Source organism: Devosia sp. (genome assembly GCF_017307495.1).
Taxonomy (GTDB): domain Bacteria; phylum Pseudomonadota; class Alphaproteobacteria; order Rhizobiales; family Devosiaceae; genus Devosia_A.
Window position 1 is genome coordinate 113,305 of record NZ_JAFKHE010000023.1, and the last position, 13,347, is coordinate 126,651.

The window sequence follows — 13,347 nt, forward strand, 5'->3', positions numbered from 1 at the left end:
CATCGCTGGGGCCGTTGCCATTCGAGCGTGGCTCTCATGGCCTCCTCACCTCTGGTCGCTCCACTGGAGCGCCCAGCCCCTCCGGGGACGGTTCGGAGCCTGCGACAAATCTCCCGGAAAGACTCGTGTCCCGGTGCCTTGCGATGCCCAAGATCGCGTGTTAGAGGGGGCGCGAATTCCGGGGGCCTTCGGCTATTCCCGGCGAACAATCATAAGCGACAGCAGCCTCCGGCGACCATCTCTGGCCGGGCTCGGGTTGCGCAGCACGAGGATGACGGGGCATTGGCAGCGCAGGATTCAGTGCTTTCCCAGATCGCGCGGCCATATGCGTCGGCGCTCTTCGATCTCGCCAAGGCCGACAATTCGGTCGCCGCCGTGGAGCAGGGGCTGGACAAGCTTCTCGCCCTGGCCAGTGAAAGTCCCGATTTCGCGCGGTTCCTGCGCTCCCCGGTGATCAACACCGAGGAAAAGGCGGTGGCGATGCGCGCCCTGCTCGAGAAGGCGAAGGCGCACACCACGGTCGGCAATTTCGTCAAGGTCGTGGCGCGCAACGGGCGCCTGTTTGCGTTGCCGGCGATCATCGCGGCGTTCAAGGAGCGCGCGGCGGGGCATCGCGGCGAAGTTGCCGCCGACGTCACCTCGGCCACGCCGCTCAGTGCCGCGCAGGTCAAGTCGCTGGCCGAGACGCTCAAGGCCAAGATCGGCAAGTCCGTCACGCTCACCCAACACGTCGATCCCAGCCTGATCGGTGGCCTCGTGGTCAAGGTCGGCAGCCAGATGATCGACAGCTCACTCAAAACCAAGCTCACGGCGATGAAGATCGCGATGAAAGAGGTCGGATAATGGATATCAAAGCCGCGGAAATCTCTGCGATCCTCAAGGAGCAGATTCAGAATTTCGGCCAGGAAGCCGAGGTGTCCGAAGTCGGCCAGGTGCTGTCCGTCGGTGACGGTATCGCCCGCGTCTACGGCCTCGACAACGTGCAGGCCGGTGAGCTCGTCGAGTTCCCGGGCGGCATCAAGGGCATGGCGCTGAACCTCGAGACCGACAATGTCGGCGTGGTGCTGTTCGGCGCCGACCGCGACATTAAAGAGGGCGACGTCGCCAAGCGGACCGGCTCGATCGTGGACACCCCGGTCGGCAAGGAGCTGCTCGGCCGCGTGGTCGACGCGCTCGGCAACCCGATCGACGGCAAGGGTCCGCTCAAGGCCAAGGAACGCCGCCGCGTCGACGTGAAGGCCCCGGGCATCCTGCCGCGCAAGTCGGTGCACGAGCCGATGTCGACCGGCCTCAAGGCCATCGACGCGCTGATCCCGATCGGCCGCGGCCAGCGCGAACTGATCATCGGCGATCGCCAGACCGGCAAGACCGCGGTGATCCTCGACACCTTCCTCAACCAGAAGCCCGCCCATGCGGCCGGCGCTTCGGAGCAGGAAAAGCTCTACTGCATCTATGTCGCCGTCGGCCAGAAGCGCTCGACCGTGGCGCAGTTCGTCAAGGTGCTGGAAGACGCCGGCGCCCTCGAGTACTCGATCGTCGTTGCCGCCACCGCTTCGGACCCGGCGCCGATGCAGTTCCTCGCGCCGATGACCGGCGCCGCCATCGGCGAATACTTCCGCGACAACGGCATGCACGCCGTGATCGCCTATGACGACCTGACCAAGCAGGCCGTCGCCTACCGCCAGATGTCGCTGCTGCTGCGCCGTCCGCCGGGCCGCGAGGCCTACCCGGGCGACGTGTTCTACCTGCACAGCCGCCTGCTCGAGCGCGCCGCCAAGCTGAACGAGGACCATGGCCTCGGCTCGCTGACTGCGCTCCCCGTCATCGAGACGCAGGCGAACGACGTGTCGGCCTACATTCCGACCAACGTGATCTCGATCACCGACGGCCAGATCTTCCTCGAGACCAACCTGTTCTTCCAGGGCATCCGCCCGGCGGTGAACGTCGGTATCTCGGTGAGCCGCGTGGGTGGCAACGCCCAGATCAAGGCAATGAAGCAGGTGGCTGGCTCGCTCAAGGGCGAACTCTCGCAGTACCGCGAGATGGCGGCCTTCGCGCAGTTCGGTTCGGACCTCGACGCGGCGACGCAGCGCCTGCTCAACCGCGGCGCCCGCCTGACCGAGCTGCTCAAGCAGCCGCAGTTCGCGCCGCTGAAGCCGGAAGAGGAAGTCGCGGTGATCTTTGCCGGCGGCCAGGGCTACCTGGACGACCTGCCGGTCAACAAGGTCGGCGAGTTCGAGGCGGGCCTGCTGGGCTACCTGCGTTCCAAGGGCGCGGACGTGCTGGCAGCGATCGCCAAGGAGAAGGCGCTGTCGGACGACCTGCGCGCCAAGCTCAAGGCCGCCATCGACGCGTTCAAGAAGACGTTCTCGTAAGATCCCCGTGTGGGCGAGGTCCGAAGGACCTCGCTGAAGGAGCAAGAGCGGCCCGATGCCCTCGCTAAAGGACCTCAAGAACCGGATCGCCTCGGTCAAGTCGACCCAGAAGATCACCAAGGCCATGCAGATGGTGGCGGCGGCAAAGCTCCGTCGCGCCCAGGAAGCAGCCGAGGCGGCGCGTCCCTATGCGGAGCGCATGGGTAACGTGCTCACGGCGCTTGGCGCGGCCTATGCCGGCCGCCAGGACGCCCCGGCCCTGCTCGCCGGCAACGGCCGCGACCAGGTGCACCTGCTCGTCGTCGCGACGGGCGAGCGCGGCCTCGCCGGCGGCTTCAACTCCTCGATCGCGCGCCTCGCCCGTGAAACGGCGCTGCGGCTGGTCGGCGAGGGCAAGACGGTGAAGATCCTCACCGTCGGCCGCAAGGGCAACGACATCCTGAAGCGGACGCTGGGCGACAAGATCATCGAGACGATCTCGTTCCGCGACGTGCGCCAGATCGGCTATGTCAACGCCGCGCAGGTGGGCGAGAAGGTGCTTGCCATGTACGCGGCAGGCGAGTTCGACGTGGCGACCCTGTTCTACGCCCGGTTCAAGTCGGTGATCTCGCAGATCCCGACGGCGCAGCAGTTGATCCCCGCCAAGTTCGACGGCGATGCCGGGGCGGTGGACACGCTCAACTACGAGTACGAGCCGGACGAGGAAGCGATCCTTGCCGACCTGCTGCCGCGCAACATCTCGGTGCAGGTGTTCCGTGCCCTGCTCGAGAACAACGCGTCGTTCTTCGGTGCGCAGATGAGCGCCATGGACAACGCGACGCGCAATGCCGGCGACATGATCAAGAAGCTGACGCTGAGCTACAACCGCCAGCGCCAGGCGCAGATCACCAAAGAACTCATCGAAATCATTTCGGGCGCGGAAGCGCTCTAGCAGGAACGAGGTAACAGATGGCCCGCGCAGCAACTGCAGCAAAAGCCCCGGCGACCGAGAAGGCTCCCGTCGCCAAGAAGGCTCCGGCCCGCAAGGCCGCTTCGGATACCCCCGCTGTGTCCACTGCCGGCAAGCCGGTGGGCAAGGTGTCGCAGGTGATCGGCGCCGTGGTGGACGTCGTGTTCGACGGCCACCTGCCGGCCATCCTGAACGCGCTCGAAGTCGACAACAACGGCAACCGGCTGGTGCTCGAAGTTGCGCAGCACCTCGGCGAGAACGCCGTGCGCACCATCGCCATGAACACGACCGAGGGTCTGGTCCGCGGCGCCGTGGTGGCCGATACCGGTGCCGCCATCTCGGTGCCGGTCGGCGACGAGACGCTGGGCCGCATCATGAACGTGATTGGCGAGCCGGTGGACGAAGCCGGCCCGGTGGTCACCAAGTCGCGCCGCGCCATCCACCAGGAAGCCCCGAGCTTCACCGAGCAGTCGTCGGAAGCCCAGATCCTCGTCACCGGCATCAAGGTGGTGGACCTGATCGCCCCCTACGCCCGCGGCGGCAAGATCGGCCTGTTCGGCGGCGCCGGCGTGGGCAAGACCGTGCTGATCCAGGAACTGATCAACAACGTCGCCAAGGCGCACGGTGGTTACTCGGTGTTCGCCGGCGTGGGTGAGCGCACCCGCGAGGGCAATGACCTCTACCACGAAATGATCGAATCGGGCGTGAACAAGGACCCCAAGGAGAACAACGGTTCGACCGCTGGCTCCAAGTGCGCCCTGGTGTTCGGCCAGATGAACGAGCCGCCGGGCGCGCGTGCCCGCGTCGCCCTCTCCGGCCTCACCGTCGCCGAGCACTTCCGCGACCAGGGCCAGGACGTGCTGTTCTTCGTGGACAACATTTTCCGCTTCACCCAGGCGGGCGCCGAAATGTCGGCCCTGCTCGGCCGTATCCCGTCGGCCGTGGGCTACCAGCCGACGCTCGCCACCGACATGGGCGCGCTGCAGGAACGCATCACCACCACCGACAAGGGCTCGATCACCTCGGTGCAGGCCATCTACGTGCCGGCCGACGACCTGACCGACCCGGCCCCGGCGACCTCGTTCGCCCACCTCGACTCGACGACGACGCTGAACCGCGCCATCTCCGAGAAGGGCATCTACCCGGCCGTGGATCCGCTGGACTCGACCTCGCGCATGCTCTCGGCCAACATTGTCGGCGAAGAGCACTACAACACCGCGCGCGCCGTGCAGCAGATCCTGCAGCGCTACAAGGCGCTCCAGGACATCATCGCGATCCTGGGCATGGACGAGCTCTCGGAAGAGGACAAGCTCACCGTGGCCCGCGCCCGCAAGGTCGAGCGCTTCATGAGCCAGCCGTTCCACGTCGCCGAGGCCTTCACCGGCACGCCGGGCGTGTTCGTGCAGCTCGAAGACACCATCAAGGGGTTCAAGGACCTCGTCGAGGGCAAGTACGACCACCTGCCGGAAGCCGCCTTCTACATGGTCGGCACCATGGAAGACGCGGTCAAGAAGGCCCAGAAGCTCGCGGCCGCGGCCTAAGCTTCACGACCCCATCGGGCTCGCCCAGCGGGCGGGCCCCATTTTGATCCAGAGGCAGGACCATGGCCGAAGGCACCAAACTCGAAATCGTCTCGCCGGAGAAGCTGCTGCTGTCGGAGACCGTGAAGTCGGTCACCGTGCCGGGCGCGGACGGCTATTTCACGGTGCTGGGCGACCACGCGCCGTTCATGACGACGATGAAGCCGGGCTTCGTCACCGTGGTGGACAATGCCGGCATCAGCCACGTCTACTACGTGCGCGGCGGCTTCGCCGACGTATCGCCCGAGGGCCTGACCATCCTCGCCGAGGAGGCCCAGGACATCGCCGAGTTCGATCGCGCCAAGATCGAGGGGCTGATTGCTGCCGGGCTGACCGCGCAGCAGGCGGCGACCACGGCCGACGAGGAGATGCGGCTGCAGGAAGAGATCGACGGCTGGCGCAACCTGCTGCTCGACGCGTCCGTCGGCACGAGCGCGACGGCGCACTGAGCCGGCAGCATCGAGGTATCCGGTAACGGGCGTCCTGCGGGCGCCCGTTCTGTTTTGGGGACCGGCGGTGCCGTCGACGGGCTCCATCGCGCCGCCCCGACGGAATCGTGAGCCGACGGCGCGGCCAGAGGCAATTCACGCTCTCTTAAGCAAGACTGCGTAATCGTCGCAGCGGGAATGCAGCAACGACGAACCGCGCCACGGCCTGGACAGCCGGGGCATATCGACCGAGCTGTGCCCAATGACCCCAGACATTGGCAGGCCGCCCCCCGGACATTCGTCCGGTCGCGACGCTGCATGCCCTCCTTGCGTCCATCCAGGAACCCGACGGTAGCGCTGATGAAGATCCGGACCAGACTCTTTCTAATCGTGGCCGTCATGGGCCTGATCGTTTCGGCAGTTGGTGGCGCTGCCGTGTACGCCACACTGTCGCTCAGCAAGGGGGCGCAGTTGCTCGAGGTCGCGTCGCAGCGGGCCTTCAACGGCGAACACCTGAACCGCCTGGTGACCGCGGTGGTGATGGATGCGCGGGGTATCTACGCTTCCAGGGACGTGGACGCCGCAAAGCCGTTCGCCGAAGGCCTGCTCAAGTCGCTCGACAAGATCGACGCGCACCTGGCCGAATGGCGGCCGCTGGTGCCGGCCGAGGACCTCGAGGCCTTCGACAAGGTGGTGGCCCGTACGGCGGAGTTCCGGCAGTTCCGCGCCGAGACGGCGCGGCTGGCGACGATCGACCCGGCGCAGGCCAATGCCCAAGGCAACAACGAGGCCAACCGGGCCAACCGCAAGGCCTACCAGGCCGAGATCGACGCCGTGGTCGAGAACGACCAGGCGAGATTCGACGCCATCAAGGCCGAATTCGAGAGCTTCGAGGCCGTGATCGTGCCAGGGGTGATCGGCGCGACCATACTGGGGCTGCTCGTCGGTGTCGGCGCGGCGCTCTATGTCGGCACGCGTTACGTGTCACGGCCACTCACGAAGGTAACCGAGACGATGGCGCGGATCGCGGAGGGCGATTTCGCCACCGAGGTCCCCTATGTGGGCGAGAAGAACGAAGTCGGCCAGATGGCCGCGGCGGTGCAGGTGTTCAAGGAGAACGGCATCCGTGTCGCCGAGATGAACGAGGGCGAGCGGGCGCGGCACCAGCAGGCGGCCGAGCGGGCTCGGATGATGCAGGACTTCCAGGATGCCTTCGACGGCGTGGTGGCGGCGACCCTGCACGGCGACCTGGGGCAGCGCATCGAGGCCCATTTCGAGGATGCCGACATCGAACGTATCGCCAAGAACTTCAATAGCCTGATGGACACGGTGGCCAAGGGGCTGAGCGAGGCCGGCGACGTGCTGGCCGCGCTCGCCGAGGCAGACCTGGGCAAGCGGATGCATGGCACGTACGAGGGCGAGTTCGCGCGGCTCAAGCACAACACCAATACCGTCGCCGAAAAGCTCACCAGCATCGTCGGGCAGCTCAAGAAGACCTCGTTCGACCTGAAGACGGCCACCGGCGAGATCCTGTCGGGCGCCAACGACCTTTCCGAACGCACCACCAAGCAGGCGGCGACGATCGAGGAGACCTCGGCGGCGATGGAGCAGCTCGCGACCACTGTCCTGGCCAATGCCCAGCGTGCCGCAGGTGCTTCGGACAATGCCGGCCAGGTGACGGCAACGGCCGAGGAGGGCGGGGCTGTGATGCTGAGCGCCAACGAGGCGATGGGTCGGATCACCGAGAGCTCGGCCAAGATCTCCAACATCATCGGGCTCATCGACGATATCGCCTTCCAGACCAACCTGCTCGCGCTCAATGCCTCGGTTGAGGCGGCACGGGCGGGCGATGCCGGCAAGGGCTTCGCCGTGGTGGCGGTTGAAGTGCGGCGCCTCGCCCAGTCGGCCGCCAGCGCCTCTGCCGAGGTCAAGGCGCTGATCGAGCAATCGGCCGGGGAGGTCAGGACCGGCTCCAGGCTTGTGGCCGATGCCGCCGCCAAGCTCGAGGCCATGCTGGCCGCCGTACGTGGCAACCGGGAGCTGCTGGAGGGCATTGCCCGGGACAGCCGCGAACAGGCCTCGGCGATCGAGGAGGTCAATACCGCGGTGCGGCAGATGGACGAGATGACCCAGCACAATGCCGCGCTGGTCGAGGAGACGAATGCCGCCATCGAGCAGACCGAGGCGCAGGCGTCCGAGCTCGACCGGATCGTCGCGGTGTTCACGCTCGGCGCGCAGGCCGAGGCGGCGGTGGTCCCGCCGGAAGCGCCGCACCCCAGGGGAATCAGGGCGATCCAGCAGAAAGTCGCCAGCGCCGCGAAGACTTACCTGGCGCGCGGCAATGCGGCCATCAAGGCTGACGAATGGGCCGAATTCTGACCGGGTGCCAGGCGGAAACTGCCCATTAACCATAAGGGCCTAAGCCTTCTCCATCGCAGTCGCGCACAGAACCAGGAGGTTCGGGATGGCGTTGGGGACGGGTCGGTTGAAGGCGATGTTCGGCAAGGGCATCCCGACCAGGTTGGTGGTCATCGCGCTGGGCGTGGTGATCGTGCTTATCGGCGGCATCTACTCGGCGATGACCTACATGGTGTCGCAGAACTACCAGCACGCAGCGCACAGCTCGGCGGTCACGATCAAGTCGATGCGCGCGCACATGACGGCGGACATGCTGCACGACTCGCTGCGCGGCATCGTGTTCAAGGCGATGTACTACGGCTCGAGCTTCAACGCCGACGGCGTCAACGAGGCGGCGGCCGAGATCAAGCAGTACGGCGACGAGATGCGCGCCGCCATCGCCACGCAGGAGGGGCTCGACGTCTCCGCCACGGTGCGCGAAGCGGTGACCGGGGTGCTGGAGCCGCTTGACGCCTACCTCAGCAAGGCCGAGCAGGTGGTCGGCGCGGTCGTACAGGGCAACATGGGCGGCGCCAAGAACGCGCTGCCCGACTTCGATGCGACGTTCAAGGCGCTCCAGGACAGGATGTCGGCGGTATCGGACGCGATCGAGGCGGCCAATGCCGAGGTGCTGCAGGCCTCCAGCAACAACGCCCGCATCAGCGACATCGCCAGCATTACCGGCCTCGGCCTGATCGTCCTGCTCGCCGTGGTGACGCTGGTCTTTTCCAACATCCTGTTCCTGAGGCCGCTGGCCAGGATGACGGCCGGGTTCCGGCGGCTGTCCGCCGGCGATCTCGAGGTCGAGGCGACGCAGGGCGGAATCGTCACCGAGATGGCGATGCTCAATGACGTGCTCACCGACTTCCGCGCGGCGCTGCTGAGCCGCGCGCAGCTGACGGCGCAGAGCGAGGCCTCCGCCGCCGAGGAACGGGTGCGCACGGAGAAGGGCAACGAGCTCGGGGCGCTGCTGACCCAATATACCGGGGCGGCGATGCGCGGCGATTTCACCGGCCGGCTGCCGAAGTTCGATGACCCGAGCCTCGACGGCATCGCGCAGGTGTTCAACGGCCTGTTCGAGAACGTGGAGCGTGGGCTAGGCGAGACCGGCAGCGTGCTCAATGCGCTCGCCAATACCGACCTGACGCGGCGCGTCGAGGGCGACTACGAGGGGGCCTTCCTCAGGCTCAAGGACGACACCAATGCGGTGGGCGACAAACTGGCCGAAGTGGTCAGCCGGCTGCGCGCCACCTCGCGCGGGCTGAAGACGGCGACGGGCGAAATACTGTCGGGCGCCAACGACCTTTCCGAACGCACCACCAAGCAGGCGGCGACGATCGAGGAGACCTCGGCGGCGATGGAGCAACTGGCCGCGACGGTGCTCGAGAACGCCAGGCGGGCGGAATCGGCGAGCGGCAACGCCGCCGAGGTGTCCCGCACGGCCGAGCAGGGCGGGGAAGTGATGCGCAATGCCACGGCGGCGATGGAGCGGATCACCCAGTCGTCGGCGCGGATCTCCAACATCATCGGGCTGATCGACGACATCGCCTTCCAGACCAACCTGCTCGCCCTCAACGCTTCGGTCGAAGCGGCGCGCGCCGGCGATGCCGGCAAGGGCTTTGCGGTCGTCGCGGTGGAAGTGCGGCGGCTGGCGCAGTCGGCGGCCAGCGCATCGTCCGAGGTGAAGGCACTGATCGAGCAATCCGGCACCGAAGTGGCGGGCGGCTCGCGTCTCGTCGCCGAGGCGGCCGGCAAGCTCGAAGCCATGCTCGAGGGGGCGCGGACCAACTACGAGCTGCTGCAGGGCATCGCCAGCGAGAGCCGGGCGCAGGCCTCCTCGATCGAGGAGGTCAACGTCGCGGTCCGCACGCTCGACGAGATGACCCAGCACAATGCCGCGCTGGTGGAAGAGACCAATGCCGCGATCGAACAGACCGAGGCGCAGGCCGGCGAGCTCGACCAGATCGTCGACGTGTTCACCATCGCCGACGCGCCGGCGACGGCGGCTCCGGCCGCCCGGGCAGGAGCGCGGCAGGTCTACCTGAGCCAGGGCAGTGCTGCGATCAGCACGGACTGGAACGAGTTCTAGGGTCTCGTTTTCCCGTTGGCAGATGCCCCGGTCGCAGCCTCGGCCGGGGCATCTGCTTTCCATGCAGGCGCCCTGCACAAATAATCGTCAGCTCTCGGCATGGTTGACCGTTCTTTAACGAGCGGCGGATTGAATGGGCTGGAACAATTCTTCGGCAGGAGCCGTGATCCGCATGCGTATTCGTTCGTTGTCCCTCAAGGTCGCACTGCTTGGGGGAGCCGCGCTGACGGCTGTATTCGCCGCCGGCATGACCCTCCTGGTCCAGCAGGTGGGGGGCACGATTGATGCCCAGACCCGCGAGTTGCTGTCGCAGACCACGCTGGCCATCGCCGACGAGGTCTCGGCCGGGCTCATGCGCGCCGAGCGCGCGGCCGAGGGCCTGGTCACCGCGCTCGAAGGCATGCATGGCGCAGGGGTGAAGGATCGCGCGACCTACGACGCGATGATCCTGCACTATCTCGAGGCCAATCCGGATCTGGTGGGCACCTGGTCGGGCTGGGAGCCGAACGCTCTCGACGGCAACGATGCGGCGGCCGCGGGGCAGCCCGGACATGACGCGACGGGGCGCTACATCCCGTACTGGAACCGCGGTTCGGGGCAGGTGGTGCGCGAGGCGCTCGGCGGCTACGACCAGCCTGGGGTGGGCGACTACTACCTCAAGCCCAAGGAACTCGGGCGCGTGGTGGCGATCGAGCCGTACAGCTACACGGTGGCGGGCAAGGACATGCTGCTCATGTCGTTCGGCCAACCGATCATGGCGGGCGGGACCTATCTCGGCACCGGCGGCGTCGACCTCGCGCTGAACGACATCAGCGCGCGCATGGCTGAAATCAAGCCGTTCGGCACGGGCCACATCACCATCGTGTCGGCCGGCGGCATCGTGGTCGCCGACCCGGACGCAGCCCAGGTCGGCAAGGCGCTGGTCGAGGGCGATGCCGACTTCGCCATCGTCAAGGCGACGCTGGCCGAAGGCCAGGCCAGGACAAGCGATGCCACGGGTGAAGGCGAACTGCTGCGGCAGACGGCGCGGCCGTTCAGCGTGGGCGGGACCGAGGACCGCTGGGTGGTGGTGGCGAGCGTGCCGGTGGCGACGCTCGAGGCCGCCGTGACCGAGGGCCGCAACACCATCATCGCCCTTTCGGCGATCTGCGTGCTGGTGGCATGCGGCATCCTGTTCCTGCTGATCCGCTCGATGGTCGGCGGCCCGCTGGGCGCGATGAGCAAGACGGTCACGACCATGACCGAGGGCAATTACGACGTGACGGTGCCGGGTACGGCGCGCGTCGACGAGGTGGGCACGCTCGCCCGGGCGATGGAGGTGTTCCGCGAGAACGGCAAGAAGGTCGCGGCGATGACCGAGGCCGAGGCGGTACGCATCATCCGCGACCAGGAGGCCCGCGCCCAGATGATGGCCGAGTTGCAGCGCGCCTTCGGCGACGTGGTCGACGCGGCGGTCGAGGGCGACTTCTCCCGGCGCGTGGCGGCGGAATTCCCGGACCAGGAGCTCAACACGCTCGCCGGCAGCGTCAATTCGCTGGTCGAAACCGTCGACCGTGGCCTCGGCGAGACCGGCGAGGTGCTGTCGGCACTGGCGCAGACCGACCTGACGCAGCGCGTCAACGGCCAGTATGGCGGGGCCTTCGCGCGGCTCAAGGACGACACCAATGCCGTGGCCGAGCGGCTGACCGAGATCGTCGGCCAGCTCCGGCAGACCTCGCGCGGATTGAAGACGGCGACGGGCGAGATCCTGTCGGGCGCCAACGACCTTTCCGAGCGCACCACCAAGCAGGCGGCGACCATCGAGGAGACCTCGGCGGCGATGGAGCAGCTGGCGACCACGGTCGGGTCCAATGCGCAGAACGCCAACGAGGCGAGCCAGGTGGCGAGCCGGGTGACGACGGCGGCCGAACAGGGCGGCAGCGTCATGCAGCAGGCCAACGCGGCGATGGAGCGGATCACGTCGTCGTCGGCCAAGATCTCCAACATCATCGGCATGATCGACGACATCGCCTTCCAGACCAACCTGCTCGCCCTTAACGCCTCGGTCGAGGCGGCGCGGGCCGGCGAGGCCGGCAAGGGCTTTGCCGTGGTGGCCGTGGAAGTGCGCCGGCTGGCGCAGTCGGCGGCGGAAGCCTCGAGCGAGGTGAAGGCGCTGATCGAGCAATCGGGCGCCGAGGTGAACGCGGGCTCGCGGCTGGTTGCCGATGCGGCCGAAAAGCTCGAGGCGATCGTTGCGGCAGCGCGCTCGTCGAACCAGCTGATGGAAAAGATCGCGCGCGACAGCCAGGAGCAGGCGGCGGCGATCGAAGAGGTCAACACCGCCGTGCGGCAGATGGACGAGATGACCCAGCACAACGCGGCGCTGGTCGAGGAGACCAATGCGGCGATCGAGCAGACCGAGGCGCAGGCCAGCGAGCTCGACCGGATCGTCGAGGTGTTCCACCTGGACGGGGCCTCCACCGTGGGGCTGCGGCGGGCGGCTTAGTCCTCCCCTGCGAAGCGGGGGGAGGGGGACCAGCGAAGCTGGTGGAGGGGGCGACCCCAAACACCGGCACTTCCCGCCGCCCCCTCCACCGCCTTCGGCGGTCCCCCTCCCCCGTAAACGGGGGAGGATCACGGAGGGACCGGTGGCTTACTCCAGCGCCGCCGCCACCAAGGCTTTCGCGTGCAGGTCGGTCGTGTCGTAGGTCGGGAGCGGGCTGACGCTGTCGTCGATCAGCATGCCGATCTCGGTGCAGCCCAGGATCACCGCCTCGGCGCCGCGTGCCTTGAGCCGGGCGATGGCCTCGACATAGATGCGACGCGACTCGTCGCGCACGATGCCGAGGCACAGTTCCTCGTAGATGATGCCGTTGAGGTTGGTGATGCCGACATCGGGCACCAGTACCTCGAGCCCGCGCGCCTCCAGCCCCTCGATGTAGAAGCGCTTCTCCATGGTGAAGCGGGTGCCGAGCAGGCCGACCTTGCCGATGCCGTCGGCGAGCAGCGCACCGGCCGTCGGATCGGCGATGTGGATGAAGGGGACGCTCAGCGCGGCGCGGATCTGCGGAGCGCAGATGTGCATGGTGTTGGTGGCGAGGCCGATAATGCCGGCCCCCTGCGCCTCGAGCGATGCGGCGATGCCGGCGAGGATGGCGCCGGCGCCGTCCCAGTCGCCGGCGCGCTGCATCTGCTCGATCGGGGCGAAGTCGACCGAATGGACGATGACCGGCGCGGAGTGCAGGCCGCCGAGGCGGCCTGCCGTCTCGCGGTTGAGGATGGCATAGTAGTGGGCGGTGGATTCCCAGCTCATGCCGCCGATGAGGCCGATGGTTTTCATGGGCAAGCAATGGCCCGAAAACGGGCAGCGGACAAGACTTGTCCCCCCGCTTCCAGCTGGGTGTAGATTCGGCTCACCTCTTCGATGCGAGGTGCCGACGGGGCATCGCGGGGAGGGTTGGGGGCCAGGTGCAAGCCGTTGCATCTGGGGTGACTGCGGTTCCTGCATCGCTTCGCGGTGCCGTGCGCCATAAGTCCCTTCGCAATGGGC

General features: G+C 67.4%; 9 protein-coding genes. 8 read left to right on the top strand and 1 reads right to left on the bottom strand.

The features are described 5' to 3' along the window. The first annotated feature begins 282 nt into the window (after positions 1-282). From J0I99_RS15115 to J0I99_RS15150, 8 genes are all read left to right on the top strand, one after another. Positions 283-843 carry a F0F1 ATP synthase subunit delta gene (locus J0I99_RS15115; protein ID WP_291398484.1) on the top strand — a complete coding sequence of 187 codons (561 nt, stop codon included), beginning with the start codon at positions 283-285 and terminating at the stop codon, positions 841-843. Then, positions 843-2,375, top strand: a complete 1,533-nt coding sequence (atpA, locus tag J0I99_RS15120) for a F0F1 ATP synthase subunit alpha (RefSeq protein ID WP_291390974.1) — start codon at positions 843-845, stop codon at positions 2,373-2,375. Before J0I99_RS15115 ends, atpA begins: the two co-directional genes overlap by 1 nt. Before the next feature lie 55 nt (positions 2,376-2,430). Then, the gene (locus J0I99_RS15125) at positions 2,431-3,306 is read left to right on the top strand and encodes a F0F1 ATP synthase subunit gamma (protein WP_291390976.1); all 876 of its coding nucleotides are present in this window, start codon (positions 2,431-2,433) and stop codon (positions 3,304-3,306) included. A 17-nt stretch (positions 3,307-3,323) separates the two neighbouring features. Continuing rightward, positions 3,324-4,865, top strand: a complete 1,542-nt coding sequence (atpD, locus tag J0I99_RS15130) for a F0F1 ATP synthase subunit beta (protein ID WP_291398485.1) — start codon at positions 3,324-3,326, stop codon at positions 4,863-4,865. A gap of 62 nt (positions 4,866-4,927) precedes the next feature. After that, positions 4,928-5,353 (top strand): F0F1 ATP synthase subunit epsilon, encoded by a 426-nt coding sequence (locus tag J0I99_RS15135; protein WP_291398486.1) that lies wholly within the window; start codon positions 4,928-4,930, stop codon positions 5,351-5,353. Between the two features lie 339 nt (positions 5,354-5,692). Then, positions 5,693-7,711, top strand: a complete 2,019-nt coding sequence (locus J0I99_RS15140; protein WP_291398487.1) for a methyl-accepting chemotaxis protein — start codon at positions 5,693-5,695, stop codon at positions 7,709-7,711. 85 nt (positions 7,712-7,796) lie between these two features. Beyond that, entirely contained in the window at positions 7,797-9,818 is a 2,022-nt protein-coding gene (locus tag J0I99_RS15145; RefSeq protein ID WP_291398488.1) for a methyl-accepting chemotaxis protein, read from the top strand. Positions 9,819-9,990: 172 nt separating this feature from the next. Next, entirely contained in the window at positions 9,991-12,303 is a 2,313-nt protein-coding gene (locus tag J0I99_RS15150) for a methyl-accepting chemotaxis protein (protein WP_291392756.1), read from the top strand. Between the two features lie 147 nt (positions 12,304-12,450). On the opposite strand, the gene J0I99_RS15155 is transcribed toward J0I99_RS15150, so the two are convergent. Beyond that, entirely contained in the window at positions 12,451-13,137 is a 687-nt protein-coding gene (locus tag J0I99_RS15155) for an aspartate/glutamate racemase family protein (RefSeq protein WP_291398493.1), read from the bottom strand. Between the last annotated feature and the right edge of the window lie 210 nt (positions 13,138-13,347).

What these genes read in the sequence shown, in the direction of transcription:
- J0I99_RS15140 (WP_291398487.1), top strand. Translation starts at nt 5,693, where the DNA reads ATGAAGATCCGGACCAGACTCTTTCTAATCGTGGCCGTCATGGGCCTG.
- J0I99_RS15150 (WP_291392756.1), top strand. Translation starts at nt 9,991, where the DNA reads ATGCGTATTCGTTCGTTGTCCCTCAAGGTCGCACTGCTTGGGGGAGCC.
- J0I99_RS15155 (WP_291398493.1), bottom strand. Translation starts at nt 13,137, where the DNA reads ATGAAAACCATCGGCCTCATCGGCGGCATGAGCTGGGAATCCACCGCC.
- atpD (WP_291398485.1), top strand. Translation starts at nt 3,324, where the DNA reads ATGGCCCGCGCAGCAACTGCAGCAAAAGCCCCGGCGACCGAGAAGGCT.
- J0I99_RS15135 (WP_291398486.1), top strand. Translation starts at nt 4,928, where the DNA reads ATGGCCGAAGGCACCAAACTCGAAATCGTCTCGCCGGAGAAGCTGCTG.
- J0I99_RS15125 (WP_291390976.1), top strand. Translation starts at nt 2,431, where the DNA reads ATGCCCTCGCTAAAGGACCTCAAGAACCGGATCGCCTCGGTCAAGTCG.
- atpA (WP_291390974.1), top strand. Translation starts at nt 843, where the DNA reads ATGGATATCAAAGCCGCGGAAATCTCTGCGATCCTCAAGGAGCAGATT.
- J0I99_RS15145 (WP_291398488.1), top strand. Translation starts at nt 7,797, where the DNA reads ATGGCGTTGGGGACGGGTCGGTTGAAGGCGATGTTCGGCAAGGGCATC.